Origin of the sequence: Mycobacterium simulans, assembly GCF_900232995.1 — a bacterium.
GTDB lineage: Bacteria > Actinomycetota > Actinomycetes > Mycobacteriales > Mycobacteriaceae > Mycobacterium > Mycobacterium simulans.
Genome location: NZ_OCVX01000003.1, coordinates 2,570,120 through 2,593,529 on the forward strand (window position 1 = coordinate 2,570,120; position 23,410 = coordinate 2,593,529).

Sequence of the window (23,410 nt, forward strand, 5' to 3'; positions counted from 1 at the left end):
CGTCAGCTCACGGCGAGCAGAGCGGGGTATTCGGCAAGCACCACTTCGCGTGCGGAATCACGTCCAGTGGGTTAACGGGCGCCGGCAGCGGGGGCGGTCCGGGCAGTGCCGGCAGCGGGGGTGGTCCGGGTAGTGCTGGCAGACCGCCGGGTAGCGCCGGCAGCGCGGTCGGCACACCAGCCGCGGCCAACAGTGCTGGCAGCGCGGCGGCCAGCGCCGCAGGATCTTGCGGCACACCAGGCGGTAGCCCCGGCAGGCCGGCAGCCGCCAGACCTGGCAGCGCGGCGACAAGTGCCGCTGGATCCGTGGGCACGCCAGCCGCAGCCATCATTGTTGGCAGCGCGGCGACCAGTGCCGCCGGGTCGAGCCCTGGCAGCGCCGGCAGACCCGCCGGCAGACTCGGCAACCCCAGCGCCTGGATCGCCGGCAGAACCGCTGCTAGCTGCGGCAGGCTGCCGGTCGCCAGTGCCAATACCTCCTGCGGTGACATTCCCGGCACGCTCGGCAAGCCGATGCCCGGCAGAGCGGCCGCCGCCATCCCGACCAGATCCTGCGGCGACACGCCCGGCAAACTCGGCAAGCCGAGGCTCGGTAGGGCGCCCGAGCCGATCAGCCCGACCAGGCTCGCGGGTGACAAGCCCGGGATTGCCGGCAGGCCCGGCAAGGTCAGCGTCGGCAGAGCCTCCGCCGTGGGCAGCAGCATCGAGCCCACCGTGTTCACGGCTCCGGTCACCGCGTTGTTGGCCGTCGGCAGGATGCCGGAGTTCTGTAGGGCGTTATAGGCAAGCACGACGTAATTGATGGCTAACGCGGTCGTACTTACGGTGCCCGCGATGGTGTTTCCAACGCCCAGGACGCCGTTGACGACCGCGCTGGCCGCGTTCACCCCTTGGGGGACTTGGGCCAAGCCGTTGACGTCGGTAACGCCGGGCACGCCGGGAATGCCGATCCCGGGGATGGTGACGCCCGGTACGCCGAGGTTGGGTACGGCCGGCAGCGCTTCGTCTGGCAGGGCAGCGGCTGGGGGCGGCAACGCGGGGAGTGCCGCGTTGGCCGCGTTAGGTCCGCCGGGCAGTAGGCCGCCAGGCCCCCCTGGATTTGCTACTCCGGGTACCACGCGGGCGACCGCCGGCTCTGGTCCGGGCGGTGGTCCTGCCACCATCGCGTGGGGTGGCTCGACGGCGGCAGGTGCCGCGGTTGGGCCTGCAGCCGGTCCTGACTGTCCCGTCGGCTCGGGCATCAAAACCGACGCCAGTTTGTCGCATTGCTGGCCTGCGCTGCACGTCTCTTGGGCTGGCGTGTGCATCGGCTGCATCTGCCCGGTTAGCGTCAATGGCGCAACCGCGAGCGATGCGCCTACCGCGGCCGCGGCCGCAACGCCAACGACGGCGACTCTCATGAAAGACCCCTCTCAGATTCGACGCGCGATTCACGCGGGTCGATGGAAGGAGCTTATGCCGACCAGGCCGCTCGTGGGGGCGTTACGGCCAAATTCGGCCGCGTCCGGCTCCCGTGCAAGTTTGCTGATCAAACTACTCGCGTGGCGCTCAGAGCGGCCGGCAACCCCACCACCGGGGCGGCCTTATGCAGGCATTCCTGCCATTCGGCGTCGGGATCGGAGTCGGCGGTGATGCCGCCGCCTACGCCCAGCACGGCATTGCCGGCCGCGTCGAACTCGACCGTACGGATGGCGACATTGAGTTCGCACCCGGCGACCGGTGACACCAAACCGACTGTGCCGCAATATATCCCGCGCCGATACTGTTCCCATTGCGAAATTAGTTGGCGGGCACGAAGTTTGGGTGTTCCAGTGACAGATGCCGGCGGGAAGGCGGCGTCCAGCAGGGCAGAGTTTGGCAGCTCGACGGGAACCCGCGCCGATACCGTGGACACCAGGTGCCACACGCCGGGCGCGCGCCGTACCACCAACAGCTCGGGTACCGTAACGGATCCCGTAATCGCCACGCGGCCAAGGTCATTGCGGACCAAATCCACGATCATGATGTTCTCGGCCACCTCTTTGGGCGAAGCCCGCAGCGCCGATGGCCAGGCTTGCAAAGGCAGGGTGCCTTTGATCGGGCTGGACGCCACGAGCTCACCGTGGCGCCGCAGGAAAAGCTCCGGGGACAGCGATGCCACCGCACCCCAATCGCCAGCGACAAAGGCGGCCCTGGCCGGAGCGGTACGGGCCACTCCGTCGATAAAGAAATCCAGCGGCGACCCGCTGACGGTCCCGGTGAATTGGGTGCACACGCACGCCTGGTAGACCTCGCCGCCGGCGATCGCTTCCAGGCACGCCAGCACACCGTCGCGGTGTGCTGGCCGGTCCGCGGCTTCCCAATCAATTCGGCACGCGGGTGCCGATCTGGTGGCCGGGGCCGGGGTCACTGCCAGCGCGCCGGCCAGCCAGTCCGGCATCGGCGCACCGGACAGGCTCTCGTACCACCACTGTCCGGCGCGGTCGCGGCGCAACACGCAGTCGCTCCAGCCGCCGGCGGCTTCGGGAATTCTGTTGGGCCGCCCGTCCGCGCCGGGGTCAGGGTAGGACAGATAGCCGACCCAACCGCCCCCCACCGCGCCTGTTTCGAGCCCTACGGAGCGGCCGGGCTCGACTCGTTCTGCGAACGCGTCGTGGAAGTTCACTGGTCGCACCGCCACACTCGGTGCGATTACCGCCAGCGCACCAAACCATTCACCGGTCAGCGCGGCCGGTGGTGGCAAATCGAGTCGACTGGTGGCGTAGCCGATCGCGCGCAGCACGGTAGCTGCGTCACCCAGGTCACCAAGCCGGTCGACTCGCACCGCCCTAGCTTGACAGAACGGTGGATTTTCGCACGCCAGGGACCGGGTTACCCGCGGCTGATCGCCCGTGCGGTGGCCAGGGCGGCCAGCTTGTCGGGATTACGCATCACATAGAAGTTGGTGATCTTGTCGTCGGCAATCTCCAACGTGATCACCCCCTCAAGGTTTTCGCCGAGGTAAAGCAATACCGCTGGAGCGCTGTTGCACGTCACCATCTCCACGTGCAGCTGCGGTCCAGCCTTTCGCATCAGCCCGGCAATGGCTCTGGCCACCCGCTCGGCGCCGACCACCGGCCGCCGCGCCGCGCTCACCTTGCCGCCACTGTCGGCCATCCAGGTGGCGTCGGGGGCCAGCATCGCCATCAGTGCTTCCACGTCACCGCTGGCCGCCGTGGCCAAGAACTGTGCGGTGATCTCCGCGTTGCGATGCGGGTCGACGTCGCTAAATCGCTTGCGGCGCGCGCGTACGTGTTCACGTGCCCGGTGTGCAATCTGTCGCACCGTTGGGGCCGGTTTCCCCACCGCATCTGCGATCTCGGCGTAGTCGAAACCGAACACTTCCCGCAGCACGAACACCGCCCGTTCGTCGGGGCTGAGAGTTTCCAGCAGCACCAGCATCGCCATCGAAACCGATTCCGCCAGAACCACATCGGCGGACGGGTCCTGGTCGTCGAGGAGCAGCGGCTCGGGCAGCCACGGCCCCACATACTCCTCGCGACGACGGCTGCCGGCCCGCAACGCGTTCAGCGCTTGCCGGGTAACCAGCTGGGCCAGGTAGGACTTGGTGTCATGCACGGTCGACAGATCGACCGCAGCCCACCGCAAATAGCTGTTCTGCAAGACGTCGTCGGATTCGGTTGCCGAGCCCAGGATTTCGTAGGCAATGGTGAACAGCAACGGCCGCAGCAAGGTAAACCGTTCGGCGTGCTCTTCCAATGCCGACGTCATTGGAGAGCGGCCTGCTGGTCGGCGGGCAGCTGCGCGGGCCGTTTGCCGCCCTTGAGCCAGAAGTACGTGCCGGGCTTGGCGGCCTCGCGCCGGATCGCCCACACGGTGCCCTTGCAGATCGCTTCCTTGATCGAGGCGGCGCTGCGGCCACCGACAACCATGTTCACCGGGGTGTCATCGGAGCGCGAGAGCTGAACGGTGCCATGCGAGCGGCCCAGGCTGATGCACTGCCCGACGAACGCCTGGCTCAGCGGCGCGGGCATGTCCCCGGCGATGCGGCTGAGGACGGTGTTTGCGGCTTGTGCCCCCAGCGGACCGGCCGCTTGGCAGCTCATCCGCAGCGGCTGGCCCGACGGCGCGACGGCGTCACCAGCGGCGACGACACGGTCGTCGTCGAGGCTGGTCAACGTTTCGTCGGTGAGCACCCGGCCCTCCGCGTCGGTGCGAAGCCCGCTGCGGGTAGCCAGATCCGGGACGCCGAATCCCGCTGTCCACACCGTGACCGCGCTGGGCAGCACTGCGCCCTCAGCGAGGATTACAGCGTTCCACTGCACCTGGCGAACCGCCGCGGCCTCGAGCACCTCGACGCCGAGCTTGCGCAGCTGCTTGCGCACCGAACGCCGGCCCCGTTCGCTCAACGACGGCCCCAGGATGCCGCCGCAGACCAGCGTGACCCGACGCCCCTGCTCGGCGAGTTCGGACGCGGCTTCGATACCCGTCAAGCCGCCGCCGACCACGGTGACGGGAGCATCGGGGTGCAGATCGGCAAGGGCATAGCGCAGCCGTGTTGCGCCATCCAGATCGGCGACAGAGTAGGCGAATTCGGCCGCGCCCGGCACCGCCGGCAGCGCTCCGGTGCTGCCCACCGCGTAGATGAGGTAGTCGTAGGCCAACTCCGAACCCGAGGTCAACAGCAACTTCCGGTCGCCGGTGTCGATGCGCTCGACGCTGTCGACGACCAGCCGGATGCCGTCGCCGAGCAGCGTGCCGTAATCGACGGTGGCGGTGCCGGAGCCCGCGGCGAACTGGTGCAGACGGATCCGTTCGACGAAGACGGGACGTGAGTTCACCAGAGTGATGTCGACGTCGGCGCGCAGGCGCAGGTGGTTGGCGGCAACGGTGCCGGCATAACCCCCGCCGATAACGACGACGTGGGTCCTTCGGCCAGGCAGCTCGGTCATGGTTTTCTCCTGTTCTTGCGAAGGTGACGCCCTTCAGACACCGCGGACCGGCCAGGCGTGACAATACGGCCGCGATTGTGAGCTGTCTCACTTGGTCTGGGTCGACGTACCCGCCGTGGTGCACGGGTCGGTGCCGCCGGAGCGAGCCACCGTTTTGGCGGGCGGCGACGGGCATTCGCGATGGTTTTCGGTGCGTTTCGGCGTGCTCGCTGGACCGCCTAGCAGGAGGCCCGCATGCTAATCTCTTCTCACTAATGTCGATCCGCGACCTGCCCGTTGCTGGGTGTTGGAAAAGAGGCCCTCGAAGGCCGTCCGCTGACGGGTAGGTCGCCGGTATTTGGGCACGTCGTCCTTTATCGGAAACGTTGCATACATCGGAGGTCCCAGTTGCCGCGCAGCCTGGACCCGGGCGACGCAATGTGGGTGTTGCCGTCCGAGCGCTGGATGCCGATGCCGTTCCTCGCTGACCGCGGGGCGCTGACGCCCGGCGCAATCTAGCTCAAGCAGAGAATGGTTCGAACAATTAGGAAACAAGTACTTGTTGTTGTCGCGACCGTGACCCTGATGCTGGGTGGGCCGCTCAGCGGATGCAGCAGCAACCAGGACCACACCAGTCCATTGACGGCGATGCTGAGTCCGGCCATACCGCCGAGCGCGCAGGAAATCCCGAATCCGCTGCGCGGCCAGTACGAAGACCTGATGCAACCGCTGTTCCCGCAGGGCGCAACCGTGAAGCAGCGTTATCCGGCCTGGCCCGCGTCGTACGACGCCAGCTTGCGCGTCTCGTGGCGGCAGCTGCAGCCCACCGATCCGCACACCCTGCCCCCCGACGCACCTGATGATCGCAAGTACGACTTCAGCGTGATCGACGATGCACTGTCCAAGCTCGGCGAACGGGGCATGCGGCTGACGCTTGGGGTCTACGCTTACAACTCCTGCTGCAACGCGTCCTATCCGAACAACACCAACATCGCGATTCCCGATTGGGAGCGCGCGATTCCGGGCACCAACACCAGCTATCCCGGGCCGGCGGGCGGTCCCTCATCCGGGGTGACGCAGGTGGTGCCCAACTTTAATGACCCGACGTATCTGAACGATTTTTCACAGTTGGTCGCCGCACTCGGCCGCCGCTATGACGGCGACGAGCGGCTCAGCGTTTTCGAGTTCGCCGGCTATGGCGACTTCAGCGAAAACCACCTCGCCTATCTGCGTGACTCGCTGGGCGCACCGGGACCCGGGCCCGACGAAAGCGAAAAAGCCCTGGGGTATTACAGCCAATTCAGCGACCAAACCATTACCGCCGCATCCGTGCAGCAACTGGTCGCGGCCAATGTCAGCGCGTTCCCGCACACGCAATTGGTGGTCGCTCCCAACAATCCCGAAATCGTGCGCCAGCTGCTCGCCGATGACGTGACGAAGAAGCTTTCCGCGCCAGTTGGCGTGCGCTCGGATTGCTTGGGTGTTTCTGCGCCGCTACCGAACTGGGCGGAGTCGAACAGTTCCCGTTATGTCCAGACCAGGGATCCACTCGTCGCCGCGCTTCGACAACGCCTCGCAACAGCGCCGGTGATCACCGAGTGGTGCAAGTTGCCCGGCGGAACCACGCCGCAGGCGTACTACGAGAAGGGCCTGCACGACGTCATCAGGTATCACGTGTCAATGACGTCGAGCATCAACTTCCCGGACCAGACCGCTACGTCCCTGATGGATTCCAAGTTGTATGTGCTGTGGGCCCAAGCCAACGCCGTTGCCGGCTATCGGTACTCGGTGGAAGCGCGTTCTGGGTCGCAGGCGCTGCAAGACAAGGTGGCGACGATATCCGTCGCGTGGACCAACTACGGCGCCGCCGCGGCCACAGAGAAATGGGTGCCCGGTTACCGGTTGGTGGACTTCACCGGACAGGTGATTAGGACGCTGCCCGCCACCGTAGACCTGAAAGCTTTGGTCGCCGATTCGGGAGATCGCAGCAGTGACCAGCCAACACCGGCATCTGCCACCGAGACGGTCCGTGTTGATCTAAAGGGCTTGCAGCCAGGCCACTACACACTTCGGGCTGCGATCGACTGGCAACAACACAAGCCGAACGGTTCACACGTGGTGAACTATCCGCCAATGCACTTGGCGCGGGACGGCCGCGACGATTCCGGCTTCTATCCGATTGCAACGCTTGATATTCCGCGCGACGGCCAGGCCCCCCAGGCCGTAGCCAACCGCTAGTGAGCCGCTCAGCTGGCGTCGGCCTGATAGCGGGGGAACACCCCGGTTGGCGGCGGCAGCACCGTGCCCGGAGCCAGCCGTACGCCTAGAGCGCTGAACGACCGCTGGCTTTCGGGCTGACCGAGTAAGTCCAGCAGCTTGCCGGCTGAGTCCGGCATCACGGGCTGGACCAGCAGCGCCGCGACACGCACCGCCTCACAGGTGGTGTAGAGGACGGTACGGAACCGGGCCTGGTCCGCCGCTGCCTCGCTCTTGCGCAGTACCCAAGGCTGCTGCGTGGAGAAGTACTTGTTCGCATCGCCGAGCATCAGCCAGATCGCCTCTAGGGCCAGGTGCATCGCCTGACTGTCGAAATTGGCACGCACTCGCTCCAACAAGCCGTCAGCCGTCGTCAGCAGATCGGTGTCGGCATCGGTGAACGCTACGGGTTCGGGCACCACCCCGCCCAGGTTTTTGGCCACCATCGACAGCGAGCGCTGCGCCAGGTTGCCCAGCTCATTGGCCAGGTCGGTATTGATCCGGGTGATGATCGCCTCGTCGCTATAGCTACCGTCCTGGCCGAAGGGAACCTCACGTAACAGGAAGTAGCGCACCTGGTCCGCACCGAATGTCTGCACCAGCCCAACCGGGTCGACGATGTTGCCCAGCGACTTGCTCATCTTTTCGCCACGATGATGCAAGAACCCGTGCGCGAAAACCCTTCGCGGCAGCTCGATTCCCGCCGACATCAAGAACGCCGGCCAGTAGACGGCATGAAACCTGATGATGTCCTTGCCGATCATGTGCAGATCGGCGGGCCAATAGCGGCGGAACAACTCCGAATCGGTGTCGGGGTAGCCGGCTCCGGTCAGGTAATTGGTCAGCGCATCGACCCAGACGTACATCACATGGTCGGGATGCTCGGGCACCTGCACTCCCCAGTCGAAGGAGGTGCGGGAGATCGACAGATCGTCCAGGCCGCCGGAGACAAAGCTGATCACCTCATTGCGCCGCGACTCGGGCGCGATGAAATCGGGGTTGGCTTTGTAGTGGGCCAGCAGTTTGTCGGTGTACGACGAAAGCCGGAAGAAGTAGGTTTGCTCCTCGGTCCACGTCACCGGGGTGCCGGTTTCGACCGCGATTCGGGTGCCTTCCGGCAGAAGTTGGGTCTCGGATTCGACGAAGAAACGCTCGTCGCGCACCGAGTACCACCCGGCGTAGTTGTCCAGGTAGATGTCGCCGGCCGCCGACATCCGCCGCCAGATGTCTTTGGATGCCTCATGGTGGTCGGCATCGGTCGTTCGGATGAACCGATCGAAGGAGATGTTCAGCGCCTCCTGCATGCGCTGAAACACGTCCGAATTGCGTCGGGCATGCTCTGCGGTCGGCACGCCCGCGGCCGCGGCGGCCTGCGCGACCTTCAGGCCGTGCTCGTCGGTTCCGGTCAGGAAGCGGACGTCTAAGCCGTCGTGCCGTTTGAACCGGGCGATCGCGTCGGTGGCGATGTATTCGTAGGCGTGACCCACGTGCGGCGCCGCGTTGGGATACGCGATCGCGGTGGTGATGTAATAGGGCTTCAATGGCTTCATTGGGATTCCACCCTATTGTGTGCGGGTGAGTTCTAAGCGCCCAGCCAGACAAGAACCGCCTCCGGCGCCCGAGCCCTTGGCTCCGTTGATCGATGCTCATACCCACCTCGACGCGTGTGGTGCCTCCAACGCCGAAGACGTGACTGCGATCGTTGAGCGTGCCGAGGCGGTCGGCGTGGTCGCGGTGGTCACCATTGCCGACGATCTGGATTCGGCGCGCTGGGTAACCCGGGCCGCCGACTGGGATCCGCGGGTGTACGCCGCGGTGGCGTTGCACCCGACTCGCGCGGACGCACTCACCGATGCCGCCCGCGCCGAGATCGAGGAGTTGGTGGCCCATCCGCGGGTGGTCGCCGTCGGCGAGACCGGCCTGGATATGTATTGGCCGGGCCGGCTCGATGGTTGTGCACGGCCCGACGTGCAGCGGGAGGCCTTCGCATGGCATATCGACCTTGCGAAGCGGGCCGGGAAACCGCTGATGATTCATAACCGGGAGGCCGACCATGAGGTGCTTGACGTGCTGCGGGCCGAGGGCGCGCCCGACACCGTGATCTTTCACTGCTTCTCATCGGACAGTGCGATGGCCCGCGAGTGCGTCTCCGCGGGATGGTTGCTCAGCCTGTCGGGGACGGTGAGTTTCCGGAACGCGCGCGACCTACGGGAAGCCGTTCCGCTGATACCGATGGAGCAGCTGTTGGTCGAAACCGATGCACCATTTTTGACTCCGCACCCCTACCGCGGCGCAGCGAACGAATCCTATTGTCTGCCTTACACCGTGCGAGCCCTGGCTGAGCTGGTAAATCGCCGGCCTGAGGAATTGGCGCATGCCACCACGAGCAATGCCTGTCGGGTCTATGGACTGCGAACAGCACAGGACTGAACGCCAAGATTGTGCATTAGTACCATCGCGCCGGAGTTGCTCAGGATTGGCCGATTCGTTACCGTCTTGTGATCGAACGGGCCTCTATCTTCCGAAGGGCCCATTTTGTTGTTTTCGGATGAATAGGTTTTCGAACGCCGTTGAGCTTTTGCTGAGGTCGGGATAGCACACATTGAATCTGCTTACGAAACTGCATCAGACCCAATCGCCAATATTGCGCCTCATGGTTGGCGCCCTGCTGCTGGCACTGGCGTGCGCCGGTGGTTATGCGGTCTCCGCGTTCAAGACGGTGACACTGACCGTCGATGGCACGGCGATGCGGGTGACGACGATGAAATCGCGAGTGATCGACATCGTCCAGGAGAACGGGTTCGCCGTCGGCGACCGCGATGATCTGTATCCTGCCGCCGATGTGGTGATCCATGACGCCGCCAACATCGTGCTGCGGCGCAGCCGGCCGTTGGAGATCTCACTGGACGGCCACGACCCGAAGAAGGTGTGGACGACGGCGTCGACCGTCGACGAGGCGCTCGCCCAGCTCGCGATGACCGACACCGCCCCTGCCGCGGCTTCTCGTGGTAGCCGCGTTCCGTTGGCCGGCATGGCGCTGCCGGTCGTGTCCGCCAAAACCGTGCAGATCAACGACGGCGGCGCGGTGCGCACGGTGCACCTACCGGCGCCGAACGTCGCGGGGTTGTTGACAGCCGCTGGCATCCCGCTGCTGGACAGCGATCAGGTGATGCCCAGTGCGACGTCCCCGATCGTTGACGGTATGGAGATCCAGGTCACCCGTAATCGCATCGAGCGGGTCACCGAGCGGTTGCCGCTGCTGCCGAACGCCCGCCGCATCGAAGACCCCGAGATGAACATCAGCCGTGAAATCGTCGAAGATCCCGGCACCCCGGGCACCCAGGACGTGACGTTCGCGGTGGCCAAGGTCAACGGCGTCGAGATCGGGCGGCTGCCCATCGCCAACGTCGTGGTATCGCCCGCTCGCGAGGCTGTGGTACGCGTGGGCAGCAAGCCCGGCACCGAAGTGCCGCCGGTAAGTGACGGAGAGATCTGGGACGCGATCGCCGGCTGTGAGGCCGGCGGAAACTGGGCGATCAACACCGGCAACGGGTATTACGGCGGTGTGCAGTTCGATCAGGGCACTTGGGAGGCCAATGGTGGGCTGCGGTATGCCCCCCGCGCCGACCTGGCCACCCGCGAAGAGCAGATCGCGGTTGCCGAAGTGACGCGGCAGCGGCAGGGCTGGGGCGCCTGGCCGGTGTGCAGCGGGCGAGCGGGTGCACGCTGACCATCCGGTTACTCGGGCGCACCGAGATCAGGCGGCTGGCCAAAGAGCTCGAGTTTCGGCCACGGAAGTCGCTCGGTCAGAACTTTGTTCACGACGCCAACACCGTGCGACGGGTGGTTTCGGTCGCCGGGATCAACCGGTCTGACCAAGTTCTCGAGGTCGGCCCCGGCCTGGGGTCGCTCACGCTGGCGCTCCTGGACCGCGGCGCGACCGTTACGGCTGTCGAGGCCGACCCCGTGTTGGCCGGTCGGCTACCGCAGACGGTGGCCGAACACTCGAACAGCGAAATCCAGCGGCTGACGGTGCTAAACCGCGACATCCTGTCGGTTCGAAAGGATGACCTTGCCATGGGGCCGACAGGCCCGACAGCGGTGGTCGCCAACCTTCCGTACAACGTCGCAGTGCCCGCCTTGCTGCATCTGCTCGCCGAATTTCCGTCAATCCGTGTCGTGACGGTGATGGTGCAAGCCGAGGTTGCCGAACGGCTTGCCGCCGAGCCGGGTGGCAAGGAATACGGGGTGCCCAGCGTCAAGGTTGGCTTCTTCGGACGGGTCCGCCGCTGCGGCATGGTGTCGCCCACCGTCTTCTGGCCTATTCCGCGCGTCTACTCCGGGCTGGTCCGGATCGATCGGTACGAGACCTCGCCCTGGCCGACCGACGAAGGTTTCCGCGAGCGGGTATTTGAGCTGGTGGACATGGCATTCTCGCAGCGGCGTAAGACGTCGCGCAACGCGTTTGCGGTGTGGGCCGGCTCGGGAAATGAGTCGGCGAATCGATTGCTGGCGGCCAGCATCGACCCCGCCCGTCGTGGGGAGACGCTGTCCATCGACGACTTCGTCCGACTGTTGCGACGGTCGGCTGGCCAAGACGCGGTGCTGGGGCAGGCTTCGGCGGGCTAGTCGCCGGTTGTTGGGGCGCCGCTGTGTGTGGTTCACCGGTTGCAGCGATAGTCTGCTGCCGTGTCCGCATCCGACGGAAACACCGCTGTGCAATGGGTACCGACTGGATCGATCACCGTCCGGGTGCCCGGGAAGGTCAACCTCTACCTGGCCGTCGGTGATCGCCGCGAGGATGGCTATCACGAGCTGACGACGGTGTTTCATGCCGTCTCGCTGGTCGACGAGGTGACAGTGCGCAACGCCGACGTGCTGTCGCTCGAGCTCGTTGGTGAGGGCGCCGACAAATTGCCCACCGATCAACGCAACCTCGCCTGGCGCGCAGCCGAGCTGTTGGCCGAGCACGTGGGCCGAGCACCCGATGTGTCGATCATGATCGACAAGTCCATCCCCGTGGCCGGCGGCATGGGTGGCGGCAGTGCCGACGCGGCGGCTGTCCTGGTGGCGATGAACTCACTGTGGGAGCTCTCGTTGCCCCGCCGCGATCTGCGGATGCTTGCCGCGCGGCTGGGGAGCGATGTGCCGTTCGCCCTGCACGGGGGCACCGCGCTGGGGACTGGGCGCGGCGAGGAGCTAGCGACGGTCTTGTCCCGCAACACCTTTCACTGGGTGCTGGCCTTCGCCCAGAGCGGGCTGCTGACCCCGGCGGTGTTCACCGAGCTCGACCGACTCAGGGATGCCGGGGACCCGCCACGGCTTGATGAACCGGGGCCGGTGCTGGCCGCTCTGGCGGCGGGTGATCCGGAGCAGCTGGCGCCGCTGCTGGGCAACGAAATGCAAGCGGCAGCGGTCAGCTTGGATCCGGCGCTGCGGCGTGCGCTGCGCGCCGGTGTGGAGGCCGGCGCGCTAGCCGGCATCGTGTCGGGCTCGGGGCCAACGTGTGCGTTCCTGTGTTCCTCGGCGGCGTCGGCCATCGACGTGGGTACGCAGCTGTCGGGGGCGGGAGTGTGCCGCACCGTCCGGGTCGCCACCGGGCCGGTGCCCGGAGCGCGCGTCGTCCCGTCGCCCATGACAGAAGCGTGACCTCGGTGTGAAATCTGCCTCAAATCCGATGAGCGTTTGGCAGTTACTTAAGAGTTGCTTAAGATAACTCGCGGTGACGACCCAACAATGGGCCGTTGGCTGATCACCGAACCGAGACCTAACCGCTCCCCAACTGTATGCGCGCGCCTGTCGCAATGTGACAACCGGTAGGCGGACTATGAAAACCCGGACCTTGGGGACAGTGCCGGAACCGAGGAGGTTGCTTTGAGCAGGTTCACCGAGAAGATGTTCCGCAACGCCCGCACCGCGACGACAGGCATGGTCACCGGTGAACCGCACGCACCCGTCCGCCACACCTGGGGCGAGGTCCACGAGCGCGCTCGTTGCATCGCCGGCGGCCTGGCCGCCGCGGGTATCGGCCTTGGCGACGCGGTCGGGGTGCTTGCCGGCTTCCCGGTGGAGATCGCCCCCACGGCGCAGGCCCTCTGGATGCGCGGGGCCAGCCTGACCATGCTGCACCAGCCCACACCGCGCACCGACCTGGCCGTGTGGGCCGAGGACACCATGACCGTCATCGGCATGATCGAGGCGAAGGCCGTCATCATCTCCGAGCCCTTCCTGGTGGCCATTCCCGTCCTTGAGGAGAAGGGCATCAAGGTGCTCACCGTCGCTGACCTGCTGGCGGCGGATCCGATCGACCCCATCGAGGTGGGCGAGGACGACCTGGCGCTGATGCAATTAACGTCCGGTTCAACTGGATCTCCTAAAGCGGTCCAGATCACCCACCGCAACATCTACTCCAACGCCGAGGCCATGTTCATCGGCGCCGAGTACGACGTCGACAAGGACGTCATGGTCAGCTGGCTGCCCTGCTTCCACGACATGGGCATGGTCGGGTTCCTCACCATCCCGATGTTCTTCGGCGCGGAGCTGGTCAAGGTCACACCGATGGACTTCCTGCGCGACACGCTGCTGTGGGCCAAGCTGATCGACAAGTACAAGGGCACCATGACCGCGGCGCCCAACTTCGCCTACGCGCTGCTGGCCAAGCGGTTGCGCCGCCAGGCCAAGCCGGGTGACTTCGACCTGTCGACCCTGCGCTTCGCGCTGTCCGGCGCCGAGCCCGTCGAACCCGCCGACGTCGAGGACCTGCTCGACGCGGGCAAGCCGTTCGGCCTGCGGTCCTCGGCGATCCTGCCGGCCTACGGCATGGCCGAGACCACGCTGGCGGTGTCCTTCTCGAAGTGCAACTCGGGTCTGGTTGTCGACGAGGTCGACGCCGACCTGCTGGCCGCGCTGCGCCGCGCCGTACCCGCCACCAAGGGCAACACCCGCCGGCTGGCCACGCTGGGCCCGCTGCTGCAGGACCTTGAGGCCCGCATCATCGACGAGCAGGGCGATGTCATGCCCGCCCGCGGCGTGGGTGTCATCGAGCTGCGCGGTGAGTCGCTGACACCCGGCTACCTAACCATGGGTGGCTTCATCCCGGCCCAGGACGAGCACGGCTGGTACGACACGGGTGACCTCGGCTACCTCACCGAGGACGGTCACGTCGTGGTGTGTGGCCGGGTCAAGGACGTCATCATCATGGCCGGGCGCAATATCTATCCGACCGATATCGAGCGGGCGGCTGGCCGCGTCGAAGGCGTCCGTCCGGGCTGCGCGGTGGCCGTGCGGCTCGATGCCGGGCATTCGCGCGAATCCTTCGCCGTCGCTGTCGAGTCGAATGCCTTCGAGGATCCCGCCGAGGTGCGTCGCATCGAGCACCAGGTGGCTCACGAGGTGGTCAAGGAGGTTGACGTGCGGCCACGCAACGTCGTGGTTCTCGGTCCTGGGACCATCCCGAAGACGCCGTCAGGCAAGCTGCGGCGGGCCAATTCGGTCACGCTCGTCACCTAGCGTTGCGCGAGCAGTCGCAAAATCCCCTCGACATGCCTGTCGAGAGGGAATTTTGCGTCTGCTCGCCGAGCCTTTACCAGGCGTGCACGCGATTTTGCGCGGGCTCGAGCCCGAGTTCGATGAGTATCTCGGTGGCGTCGGCGGCCTGCTCGCAGATCGTCGGGACTTCCACGCGCTCCGCCGACGTGAAGTTTTCCAGCACGAACGCTGCCGGGTCTTTGCGGCCCGGTGGACGACCGATCCCGATGCGCACCCGCTGAAAGTCCTTGGTACCCAGCGAGGCTGCCACCGAACGGACGCCGTTGTGGCCACCTTCGCCGCCACCGAACTTGAGCCGGACGCGACCGAAGTCAAGGTCGAGCTCGTCGTGGATGACGATGATGTCGGTCGGGGCGACGGAGTAGAACTTCGCAAGCGGTCCCACCTGGCGGCCTGACTCGTTCATATAGCAGCGCGGCTTGGCCAACACGATGGAGCGTCCCGCTAATCGGCCCGTGACGACTTCTGCGCCAGACCGCTTGTGCGCCTTGAATTTCGAGCCCAGCCGCGCAGCAAGCAAGTCGGCAACCACGAAACCGAGGTTGTGCCGGGTTCGGGCGTAATTCTCCCCGGGGTTGCCCAGGCCGACCACCAATAGCGGTTCGGCCATATACCGAACCGCCTACTCGGACTCGGCCGGGGCCTCGGCTTCGCCGGCTTCTTCGGGGGCCGCTTCCTCTGCAGCCTCGCCTTCTTCGGGGGCGGCCGCTTCTTCAAGGTCGGCTGCAGTCGGCGCTTGGACCACGTTGACCACCAGCATGTCCGGATCCGAGATCAGGTTGACGCCGGCCGGCAGGGGGATCTGTCCGGCAGTGAACTGGGTGCCCGGTCCCGCGCCCTCGATCGACACGGTCAACTGCTCGGGAATCGACAGGGCCTCAGCCTCGATCTCGATCGCATTGGTGTCCTGGGTGACGAGGGTGTCGGGTCCCGCCTCGCCCTCGACGACGACGGTGACCTCGACGACTACCTTCTCACCGCGACGCACGACCAGCAGGTCGGCGTGCTGAATGGTGCGACGGATCGGGTGGATATCGAGCGCCTTGGTTAGCGCCAGCTGTTCTTTGCCGGCGATGTCCAGGGTCAGCACGGCGTTGGTGCCCGAGTGGCGGAGCACGGCCGCAAAGTCGTGCCCGGGCAGTTCTAGGTGCTGCGGATCTGCGCCGTGGCCGTAGAGAACGGCGGGAATCTTGCCGTCGCGCCGGGCCCGCCGCGACGCGCCCTTACCGGTTTGGGTACGCACGGTGGCGCTCAGCTGGTTGACCGCAGTTTTAGCCATGTTGTCGCTCCTGTGTGTAAGTGCACGGCCAGGATCACGACAGTCCGTCGGTCTCCGTCGATAACGGTGCTGGCTAGACTGCCAGCCACCCTCGCCGTGACGCCCGGTCAGGTTAGCGCATGCGTGTCGTGGAGGGGAAATTCGGCACCAGCTGTCACATTAGCCTCATAGGTCTCTCTTTAGGGGCGATGCTCAAATTGCCCACGTCACAGCGACTTCGGTTGATCTGGGCGCTGTCGCACATAGGTGGGCAAAAGGGTGTCGGCTTGGACAGCGACTTATGAGGCAGATGTGACGAACGCAGCTCAGAGTGGAAATTTGGTGCCGGTGAGTTGCTCCGACATTTCCCAGAGCGCGGCCGCAGTAGTCGCGCTCTGAGCGGCCCGGCTGCGCCCGACCGGTTGGGTGGGGCCGACATAGCCGAATCGCGGGCCGACGTAAGTGTCGCCAGGCAAATCTTGTGACACCGCGTACAAGGTCTGGCGAGCGCCGAAGTCGGCGTCGGTGGCCACTACTCGGGTGGCCACCGACATGATCGCGTCCCCAAGCTTGCGCCCGGACGCACCCTGCAGGTTGGTATGCGAATAGCCGGGATGAGCTGCCAGCGCGCGCAGCGGCGAACCGACCGTATCGAGGCGCCGCTGCAGCTCGCTGGTGAACAACAGGTTCGCCAGCTTCGACTGGCTGTAGGCCCGCCACGGCGAATACCGCCGGGTCTTCCAGTTGAGATCGTCGAAGTTGATCCGCCCCGGCCAGTGCGCCATCGAGGACACCGTGACAACGCGATCGCTGAGCTTGGGCAGTAACAGGTTGGTCAGCGCGAAGTGGCCGAGATGATTGGTGCCGATTTGGCTTTCGAACCCGTCGACGGTCAGCGAGTACGGGCTGGCCATGATGCCGGCGTTATTGATCAGGATGTCGGCTTTGTCCACGCCGTCGGCGAATCGCCGCACCGACGACAAATCCTGCAGGTCGAGTTGACGCACCTCGACATGGCCGCCCATCTGGTGCGCTGCGGCCGCACCCTTCTCGGTGTTGCGGACGGCCATGACGATCCTGGCGCCGTTGCGACCCAACTCTCGCGCTGTCACCGCGCCCAGCCCGCTGTTGGCTCCGGTAACGATGACAGTGCGCCCGGCGAACGACGGTAGATCTGCGGCGGTCCAGTCAGTCATAGCTGCTTAGCCTAGTGAGCTACTTTGCGGCGACAACAAATCCACGGATGATCGCCTCAATGTCGTTACTTTGGGTGACCGCCTCGCTGGCCAGGCTGGTGATCGTCAACTGAACCAGGTATCGCTGGTTTGCCGGAGGCGAGCCGGTGGGGAAGACGATCCGATTGTAGCTATGCATCCGTGCGCCCTTGAGGTCATAACTTCCCTGGACCATCGAGGAGGGAAAGCCGTTGAAGTTTGCCGTCGAGGCGTCCAACTGATTGAAGTCCTGGGGGAGATCGGCGTTGGCGTGCTTGATCGCTTCGGCGGGATCGAAATCCCCACGCAGTTTGAACACCACCAGCATGGCCGCCGGATACTTGTCGCCCTTGGCGAGCATCACCGCGTTGGGTGTGTCCTTCGGATCGCCGTGCGGCGCCCAGCCCGGCGGTGTCGGGATTGACACGGTCAAATCGGTCAACGTGTTCGGCGCTACCGGCTCGCCAGCGACACCGTTGCTCTCCAGGTACTTCGACAGCGGGACAGGGCGGCCTGTCGTCGTCGGCGCGGCGCTCGTTGTCGTACTTGTTGCCCAGATCGACTGGTAGTCAGGGGTTTTCGGTGCGCAACCAATTGCCGAAACCGTGAGCGCGGCAGCCGCGACTGCGATGCCGAAGGGTCTCACAGAATCTCGCGGACCGCGTCAATCGGCCGAGCCAGCCGGATCCCCTTCGATGTGACGACAAATGGCCGCTCGATCAGGATCGGGTGTTGGGCCATGGCGTCGAGCAGCTCGTCGTCCGTTGCGTCGGCCAAGTTGAGTTCGGCATACAACGGTTCACGCTTGCGCACCGCAGTGCGGACGTCGATGCCGGCGTCGCGGATCATGCGCACCAGTTCGTCGCGGGACGGTGGCGTTTTCAGATACTGAACGATGGTTGGCTCGAAACCGTTGTCCCGCAACAAGTCCAGCGTCTTGCGGGAGGTGCTGCATTTGGGGTTGTGGTAGATGACGGCATGGTTTGGAGCGGTTGCCATCTACGCGTCTCCGTCGAATAGTCCTGTGACCGAGCCGTTTTCGAAGACTGCGCGAATAGTGCTGGCCAGCAGCGGCGCGATGGACAAAACCGTGAGTTGTGGGAAACGCTTCTCTTCGCCAATCGGGAGCGTGTTGGTGACGATCACCTCGCGGGCACCGCACGCGGCCAGCCGCTCGGCGGCCGGGTCGGACAGCACGCCGTGGGTCGCGGCGATGATTACGTCGGAAGCGCCGTCGTCCCGCAGTAGCTGTACCGCGCCGGCGATGGTGCCACCGGTGTCGATCATGTCGTCGATCAGCACGCAGGTACGCCCCGCCACTTCGCCGACCACACGGTTGGACACCACCTGGTTAGGCACGCGCGGGTCACGCGTCTTGTGGATGAAAGCCAGCGGAACGCCACCCAAAGCGTCGGCCCACTTCTCGGCGATGCGGACCCGGCCGGAGTCGGGGGAGACCACGACCATGTTGCCGTCGGGGTAGTTGTCCCTGATGTAGCCGGTCAGCAGGTTCTGTCCGCGCATGTGGTCGACGGGCCCGTCGAAGAACCCCTGGATCTGATCGGTGTGCAGGTCGACGGTCACGATCCTGTCGGCGCCCGCGGTCTTGAGCAGGTCGGCCACCAGTCGTGCGGAGATCGGTTCGCGGCCACGATGTTTCTTGTCTTGCCTGGCGTACGGGTAGAACGGCATGACGGCGGTGATCCGCTTGGCGCTGCCGCGCTTGAGCGCGTCGATCATGATCAGCTGTTCCATCAGCCAGGTATTCACTGGCGCCGGGCAGGATTGCAGGACGAACGCGTCGCATCCGCGCACCGATTCGTGGAAGCGCACGAAGATCTCGCCGTTGGCGAACTCCCGCGCATCCTGCGTGGTGACGTGGACGTCGAGTTCTTTGGCTACCTGTTCGGCCAGCTCAGGATGCGCGCGGCCGCTGAAGAGCATCAGGTTTTTGCGATTATCGGTCCAGTCGTGGCTCAACGCGCTGCCCTCGCCGTATCGGGATCGAAATAGAGATTGATATTGGGAAAAGCAGGTCTCATCGTAGCCGGGTTACCGGAAAACAAAATCACGGTATCTGTTCTGGTTCGGGGTTTTGGTTCGCGCGCTCGGCTGCCTGAGCGGCCGCGGACCCTGGCCGCTTACGCTGCACCCAGTCTTCGATGTTGCGTTGCGGACCAGCCGACACCGCTAGTGCCCCGGGTGGGACATCCTCGCGAACCACCGTGCCGGCGCCGGTGTAGGCGCCGTCGCCGACGGTCACCGGTGCGACGAACATGGTGTCCGAGCCGGTGCGTACGTGCGAACCGATGGTGGTGCGCCGCTTGGTCTCCCCGTCGTAGTTGACGAAGACGCTGGATGCGCCGATATTGCTGTGCTCGCCGATATCGGCGTCGCCGACGTAGGTCAGGTGCGGCACCTTGGTCCCTGCGCCGATAGTGGAGTTCTTGGTCTCGACGAAAGTGCCGAGCTTGCCGTCGGCTCCGAGCACGGTTCCGGGACGCAGGTATGTGAAGGGGCCAACGGTGGCGCCGGCACCGATCAAGGACGATGCGCCGTGGGTGCGGACCACTGAGGCGTTGTCGTCGACGGTGACGTCGCTCAGGGTGGTGTCCGGGCCGACGACACAATGACCGCCGATCTGGGTGCGGCCGAGCAGCTGGGTGCCCGGGTGGATGACGGTGTCGCGACCAATCGTCACGTCAACGTCGATCCAGGTGGTCGCGGGATCGACGATTGTGACACCGGCCAACTGGTGGGCGGCCACAATCCGGCGGTTGAGTTCGGCGCCCAGCTCGGCCAGCTGGACGCGGTTGTTGACGCCGGCCACCAGGGCGCTGTCGTCGACGTGGCGAGCGTGGACGGTCTGGCCGTCGCGGCGCAGGATCGAAATGACGTCGGTGAGATAGAGCTCTTGCTGCGCGTTGTTGGAGGTCAGCCGGCCTAGCGCCGAGCGCAGTGCGCCGATGTCGAAGGCATAGACGCCGGCGTTGACCTCCCGGATCTCGCGTTGCGACGGCGTCGCGTCGGTCTGCTCCACGATCGCCATCACTTCGTTGTCCTGGGTTCGCAGGATGCGGCCGTAACCGTGCGGATCGCTCAGCGTCGTGGTCAGCACGGTTACCGCGGCGGACACCGCGCTGTGGGTGGCGATCAGATCGGCCAGGGTGTCGGCGTCCAGCAGCGGGGTGTCGCCCGAGGCGACGACGACGGTGCCCGCGTAATCGTCGGGCAGGGCGGACAGCCCACACAACACCGCGTGCCCGGTGCCCAGCGGCTGGTCCTGCATCGCGACATCGATGGTGCGTCCAAGGGACTCGGCCAGCTCGGCCACCAGCGGGGCGATGCGCTGATGGCCGTGACCGAGAACCACGACGAGATGCTGCGGTGCGAGTTTGGTCATCGCATGCAGGGAGTGCGACAGCATGCTGCGCCCGCCGAGGGTATGCAGCACTTTCGGGGTGTCTGACCGCATCCGGGTGCCGGGTCCAGCTGCTAGAACCAGGACCGCAGTGTCACCACGAGACGTCATAGCTCTCCTAATTCTCGGCTCGCGAGCGTGCGTGTCTGACCATCGACACGCCGTCAAGCGTGTCATTTCACGCACGCTCGCGGCAAAGAGCGAAGCTCCGTCGCCAGGACTCGAACCTGAACTATCTGAACCAAAATCAGAGGTGCTGCCGATTACACCACGACGGATTGCACACCAGCGGCGCTCTTCGAGCACCATAAGCCATGCCCACGTGACTTTAGTCTGCCGACGATGCCGGCCGCTTGCGGCCGGAGGAGGAGGCGGACGATTTGGTCGAGTCTGCCGACGATGCCGGCCGCTTGCGGCCGGAGGAGGAGGCGGACGATTTGGTCGAGTCGAGGCATTGAGCGTGCAGTAGTGGCGTTGAGTGTGCATGTAGGGCGGGAAATTGGCGAGCTGGCCTCCCTAGCTACCCAGTCGAAGCCGCCAGTTCACACTCGAGCCGGATACCCTGATCAGCATGGCAGCCCCGGACAAAGAAGTGCGTGCACCGCGCGCCAGGATGACCGGTAGCGAACGCCGCCACCAACTCATTGGCATCGCGCGCTCGTTGTTTGCCGAACGCGGATACGACGGAACCTCGATCGAAGAGATCGCGCAGCGCGCCAACGTGTCCAAACCGGTCGTCTACGAGCATTTCGGCGGTAAGGAAGGCCTGTACGCCGTGGTGGTTGACCGGGAGATGTCGGCGCTGCTGGACGGCATCACGTCGTCGCTGACCAATAACCGGTCCCGGGTGCGCGTCGAGCGTGTTGCGCTGGCGTTGTTGACCTACGTCGAAGAACGCACCGACGGTTTTCGCATTATGATCCGCGACTCACCGGCCTCGATCAGCTCGGGCACCTATTCCAGCCTGCTCAACGATGCCGTCAGCCAGGTCGCCTCCATCCTCGCGGGAGACTTCGCCCGGCGTGGTCTGGATCCGGAGCTGGCCCCGTTGTATGCCCAGGCGTTGGTGGGCTCGGTGTCGATGACGGCCCAGTGGTGGCTCGACGCGCGGGAGCCCAAGAAGGAAGTGGTCGCCGCGCACCTGGTCAACCTGGTCTGGAACGGCCTGACGCACCTGGAAGCCGATCCGCACCTGCAGGATGAGTAGACGGGTGCTGATGGTCGCGACCCGCTGCGCCCGGGTACGCCGCGCTGGCGATCGCGACGGGTGCTGATGGTCGCGACCCGCTGCGCCCGGCTACGCCGCGCTGGCGATCGACGGGTGCTGACGGTCGCGACCCGCTGCGCCCGGCTACGCCGCGCTGGCGATCGCGACGGGGTTAACCGCAGTCGCGTGACAGCAGGTCGGCAACCGTTTCGCGGCGGACCAGTTCGCGGATTCTGCCGTGCTTGACCGCAACCACTGGTGGCCGGCCGACCATGTTGTAGTTCGACGCCATGCTGTGGTGGTAGGAACCGGTGCAGGCTACGGCCAGGAGGTCGCCAGGATGGATGTCGGCGGGTAGCTCGATGTCCCGGGCGATCTCGTCGCCGGCTTCACAATGCCGACCGGCAACGGTGACGGTCCGCTTCACCCCGAGGGCATGCCGGTTGGCCAATGCGACCGTGTATTGCGCGCCGTACAGCGCGACTCGCGGGTTGTCGCTCATTCCGCCATCGACCGCGATGAAGGTGCGGCCATTGGCTCGCGTCTTTACCGAACAGACGCGGTACAGCGTGACGCCGGCCCGCGCGCTGATCCCGCGACCGGGTTCGACCACGACGGCAGGCCGGGGAAAGCGTTCGGCGGCGCAGGCCTCGTCGAGCGCGTTCTCGATGACGTCGGCCAGTTCGGCGAGCTTGAGCTCGGCATCACCGCGGATGTATGGCACGGCATGGCCGCCGCCGATGTTGAGTTCGGTGAGGATGACGCCGTGGTGCGAACGGACGTCGGCCATGGCGGCGATCATCCGACGAATCGCCTCGCCATACAGAGCCGGGTCGGCAACCAGCGAGCCGATATGGCAGTGCAGACCGATCAGGTCGAGGATGGGGTGGGCCAGCACGTGCTTTACCGCGTCGGCCGCATGGTCACCGGCGAGCGTAAAGCCGAATTTCTGGTCGCTGATACCGGTGGTGACCGCGCGGTGGCCTTGGATATCGACGTCGGGGGTTATCCGCAGCAGCACCCGCTGCCGCCGACGGGCTAGGCCGGCGAGGTAGGCAACCTCGATGTCGGAGTCCACCACGATGCGCCCCACCCCGAGGGCGACCGCGTCGCGGAGATCGTCGGGCGATTTCGCATTGCCGTGCATGACGATGCGGGCCGGGTCCACGCCACCGGCCAGCGCGACAGCGAGTTCGCCGGGTGAGCAGACATCGACGCCGAGTCCTTCCTCTCGCGCCCAGCGCGCCACAGCCGTAGTCAGCAGCGACTTGCCGGCGTAGACGACCTCGACATCGCGCAACGTCTTGCGATAGTGGCGAGCGCGGCGTCGGAAATCGGATTCGTCGATCACGTAGGCCGGGGTGCCGAACTCGTCGGCGATATCGGTGAGTGGCACGCCGCCGATGCAGAGCCGTCCGTCCTCATCGGAGGAAGTAGTCAGCGGCCAGATCGCGGGGTCGAACCGCAGTGGGGCGGCCTTGCTGAGGGAGGGCAGCATGTCCAGCAATGTCATGCTTCCAACCTGCGCCGGGCCTGAGTCGGTTGCCGATTTCCTTACGACCTCTTGACGACGCCGGGGTCAATATTGACGAACTCT

At 65.6% G+C, this 23,410-nt stretch carries 20 protein-coding genes and 1 tRNA gene; 7 read left to right on the plus strand and 14 right to left on the minus strand.

The annotated features are described in order from the left end of the window. Positions 1–7: 7 nt before the first annotated feature. The 4 genes from MSIMFI_RS12480 to MSIMFI_RS12495 all read right to left on the minus strand — a co-directional run bounded on the left by MSIMFI_RS12480 (position 8) and on the right by MSIMFI_RS12495 (position 4,930). On the minus strand, positions 8–1,399 hold the full coding sequence (locus MSIMFI_RS12480; RefSeq protein ID WP_191497438.1) for a hypothetical protein: 1,392 nt from the start codon (positions 1,397–1,399) through the stop codon (positions 8–10). A gap of 128 nt (positions 1,400–1,527) precedes the next feature. Further along, positions 1,528–2,802, minus strand: a complete 1,275-nt coding sequence (locus MSIMFI_RS12485; RefSeq protein WP_191497439.1) for an aminodeoxychorismate synthase component I — start codon at positions 2,800–2,802, stop codon at positions 1,528–1,530. A 47-nt stretch (positions 2,803–2,849) separates the two neighbouring features. Beyond that, complete coding sequence (locus MSIMFI_RS12490) at positions 2,850–3,749, minus strand: RNA polymerase sigma-70 factor (RefSeq protein WP_191497440.1); 900 nt, start codon at positions 3,747–3,749, stop codon at positions 2,850–2,852. Beyond that, a complete protein-coding gene (locus tag MSIMFI_RS12495) occupies positions 3,746–4,930 on the minus strand; it encodes an NAD(P)/FAD-dependent oxidoreductase (RefSeq protein ID WP_191497441.1) in 1,185 nt (394 codons plus the stop codon). The genes MSIMFI_RS12490 and MSIMFI_RS12495 overlap by 4 nt, the downstream gene beginning before the upstream one ends. A gap of 510 nt (positions 4,931–5,440) precedes the next feature. Between MSIMFI_RS12495 and MSIMFI_RS12500 the strand changes: the two genes are divergently transcribed. Next, positions 5,441–7,147 (plus strand): hypothetical protein, encoded by a 1,707-nt coding sequence (locus tag MSIMFI_RS12500; protein WP_191497442.1) that lies wholly within the window; start codon positions 5,441–5,443, stop codon positions 7,145–7,147. An 8-nt stretch (positions 7,148–7,155) separates the two neighbouring features. Here the strand turns inward: MSIMFI_RS12500 and metG are convergent, their stop codons facing one another. After that, positions 7,156–8,706, minus strand: coding sequence for a methionine--tRNA ligase (gene metG, locus MSIMFI_RS12505; protein WP_191498162.1), 1,551 nt, complete (start codon positions 8,704–8,706; stop codon positions 7,156–7,158). 28 nt (positions 8,707–8,734) lie between these two features. Here metG and MSIMFI_RS12510 point away from each other — a divergent pair, with 28 nt between their 5' ends. The 5 genes from MSIMFI_RS12510 (at position 8,735) to MSIMFI_RS12530 (ending at position 14,674) form a co-directional block, all read left to right on the plus strand. After that, complete coding sequence (locus MSIMFI_RS12510; RefSeq protein WP_191497443.1) at positions 8,735–9,595, plus strand: TatD family hydrolase; 861 nt, start codon at positions 8,735–8,737, stop codon at positions 9,593–9,595. 172 nt (positions 9,596–9,767) lie between these two features. Continuing rightward, on the plus strand, positions 9,768–10,895 hold the full coding sequence (locus MSIMFI_RS12515; protein WP_224770169.1) for a resuscitation-promoting factor: 1,128 nt from the start codon (positions 9,768–9,770) through the stop codon (positions 10,893–10,895). Beyond that, a complete protein-coding gene (rsmA, locus tag MSIMFI_RS12520) occupies positions 10,868–11,794 on the plus strand; it encodes a 16S rRNA (adenine(1518)-N(6)/adenine(1519)-N(6))-dimethyltransferase RsmA (protein WP_191497444.1) in 927 nt (308 codons plus the stop codon). The genes MSIMFI_RS12515 and rsmA overlap by 28 nt, the downstream gene beginning before the upstream one ends. A gap of 60 nt (positions 11,795–11,854) precedes the next feature. Beyond that, positions 11,855–12,814 (plus strand): 4-(cytidine 5'-diphospho)-2-C-methyl-D-erythritol kinase, encoded by a 960-nt coding sequence (locus MSIMFI_RS12525; RefSeq protein ID WP_186244351.1) that lies wholly within the window; start codon positions 11,855–11,857, stop codon positions 12,812–12,814. A gap of 225 nt (positions 12,815–13,039) precedes the next feature. Continuing rightward, the gene (locus tag MSIMFI_RS12530) at positions 13,040–14,674 is read left to right on the plus strand and encodes a fatty acyl-AMP ligase (protein WP_191497445.1); all 1,635 of its coding nucleotides are present in this window, start codon (positions 13,040–13,042) and stop codon (positions 14,672–14,674) included. A gap of 73 nt (positions 14,675–14,747) precedes the next feature. Here MSIMFI_RS12530 and pth read toward each other — a convergent pair whose 3' ends face one another. The 8 genes from pth to MSIMFI_RS12570 form a co-directional block, all read right to left on the minus strand. Continuing rightward, entirely contained in the window at positions 14,748–15,323 is a 576-nt protein-coding gene (gene pth / locus MSIMFI_RS12535; RefSeq protein ID WP_191497446.1) for an aminoacyl-tRNA hydrolase, read from the minus strand. Between the two features lie 12 nt (positions 15,324–15,335). Then, entirely contained in the window at positions 15,336–15,992 is a 657-nt protein-coding gene (locus MSIMFI_RS12540; RefSeq protein ID WP_191497447.1) for a 50S ribosomal protein L25/general stress protein Ctc, read from the minus strand. A gap of 305 nt (positions 15,993–16,297) precedes the next feature. After that, positions 16,298–17,167, minus strand: coding sequence for an oxidoreductase (locus tag MSIMFI_RS12545; protein WP_191497448.1), 870 nt, complete (start codon positions 17,165–17,167; stop codon positions 16,298–16,300). A gap of 19 nt (positions 17,168–17,186) precedes the next feature. Then, positions 17,187–17,831 (minus strand): LpqN/LpqT family lipoprotein, encoded by a 645-nt coding sequence (locus MSIMFI_RS12550; protein ID WP_191497449.1) that lies wholly within the window; start codon positions 17,829–17,831, stop codon positions 17,187–17,189. Beyond that, the gene (arsC, locus tag MSIMFI_RS12555; RefSeq protein WP_191497450.1) at positions 17,828–18,184 is read right to left on the minus strand and encodes an arsenate reductase (glutaredoxin); all 357 of its coding nucleotides are present in this window, start codon (positions 18,182–18,184) and stop codon (positions 17,828–17,830) included. The genes MSIMFI_RS12550 and arsC overlap by 4 nt, the downstream gene beginning before the upstream one ends. After that, positions 18,185–19,165, minus strand: coding sequence for a ribose-phosphate diphosphokinase (locus MSIMFI_RS12560; RefSeq protein ID WP_191497451.1), 981 nt, complete (start codon positions 19,163–19,165; stop codon positions 18,185–18,187). Positions 19,166–19,253: 88 nt separating this feature from the next. Continuing rightward, the gene (gene glmU, locus MSIMFI_RS12565) at positions 19,254–20,717 is read right to left on the minus strand and encodes a bifunctional UDP-N-acetylglucosamine diphosphorylase/glucosamine-1-phosphate N-acetyltransferase GlmU (RefSeq protein WP_191497452.1); all 1,464 of its coding nucleotides are present in this window, start codon (positions 20,715–20,717) and stop codon (positions 19,254–19,256) included. Between the two features lie 95 nt (positions 20,718–20,812). Beyond that, positions 20,813–20,884: transfer RNA gene (locus tag MSIMFI_RS12570), tRNA-Gln, on the minus strand. A 335-nt stretch (positions 20,885–21,219) separates the two neighbouring features. Here MSIMFI_RS12570 and MSIMFI_RS12575 point away from each other — a divergent pair. Further along, positions 21,220–21,813, plus strand: a complete 594-nt coding sequence (locus MSIMFI_RS12575; RefSeq protein WP_186245924.1) for a TetR/AcrR family transcriptional regulator — start codon at positions 21,220–21,222, stop codon at positions 21,811–21,813. A 172-nt stretch (positions 21,814–21,985) separates the two neighbouring features. Here MSIMFI_RS12575 and lysA read toward each other — a convergent pair whose 3' ends face one another. Continuing rightward, positions 21,986–23,326, minus strand: a complete 1,341-nt coding sequence (gene lysA / locus MSIMFI_RS12580; RefSeq protein WP_191497453.1) for a diaminopimelate decarboxylase — start codon at positions 23,324–23,326, stop codon at positions 21,986–21,988. Positions 23,327–23,410 lie beyond the last annotated feature (84 nt).

Excerpts from the sequence above, each read along its gene's own strand:
- MSIMFI_RS12480 (WP_191497438.1), bottom strand. The coding sequence starts at position 1,399 with ATGAGAGTCGCCGTCGTTGGCGTTGCGGCCGCGGCCGCGGTAGGCGCA.
- MSIMFI_RS12490 (WP_191497440.1), bottom strand. The coding sequence starts at position 3,749 with ATGACGTCGGCATTGGAAGAGCACGCCGAACGGTTTACCTTGCTGCGG.
- MSIMFI_RS12495 (WP_191497441.1), bottom strand. The coding sequence starts at position 4,930 with ATGACCGAGCTGCCTGGCCGAAGGACCCACGTCGTCGTTATCGGCGGG.
- MSIMFI_RS12500 (WP_191497442.1), top strand. The coding sequence starts at position 5,441 with ATGGTTCGAACAATTAGGAAACAAGTACTTGTTGTTGTCGCGACCGTG.
- pth (WP_191497446.1), bottom strand. The coding sequence starts at position 15,323 with ATGGCCGAACCGCTATTGGTGGTCGGCCTGGGCAACCCCGGGGAGAAT.
- MSIMFI_RS12540 (WP_191497447.1), bottom strand. The coding sequence starts at position 15,992 with ATGGCTAAAACTGCGGTCAACCAGCTGAGCGCCACCGTGCGTACCCAA.
- MSIMFI_RS12545 (WP_191497448.1), bottom strand. The coding sequence starts at position 17,167 with ATGACTGACTGGACCGCCGCAGATCTACCGTCGTTCGCCGGGCGCACT.
- arsC (WP_191497450.1), bottom strand. The coding sequence starts at position 18,184 with ATGGCAACCGCTCCAAACCATGCCGTCATCTACCACAACCCCAAATGC.
- glmU (WP_191497452.1), bottom strand. The coding sequence starts at position 20,717 with ATGACGTCTCGTGGTGACACTGCGGTCCTGGTTCTAGCAGCTGGACCC.
- MSIMFI_RS12575 (WP_186245924.1), top strand. The coding sequence starts at position 21,220 with ATGACCGGTAGCGAACGCCGCCACCAACTCATTGGCATCGCGCGCTCG.
- lysA (WP_191497453.1), bottom strand. The coding sequence starts at position 23,326 with ATGACATTGCTGGACATGCTGCCCTCCCTCAGCAAGGCCGCCCCACTG.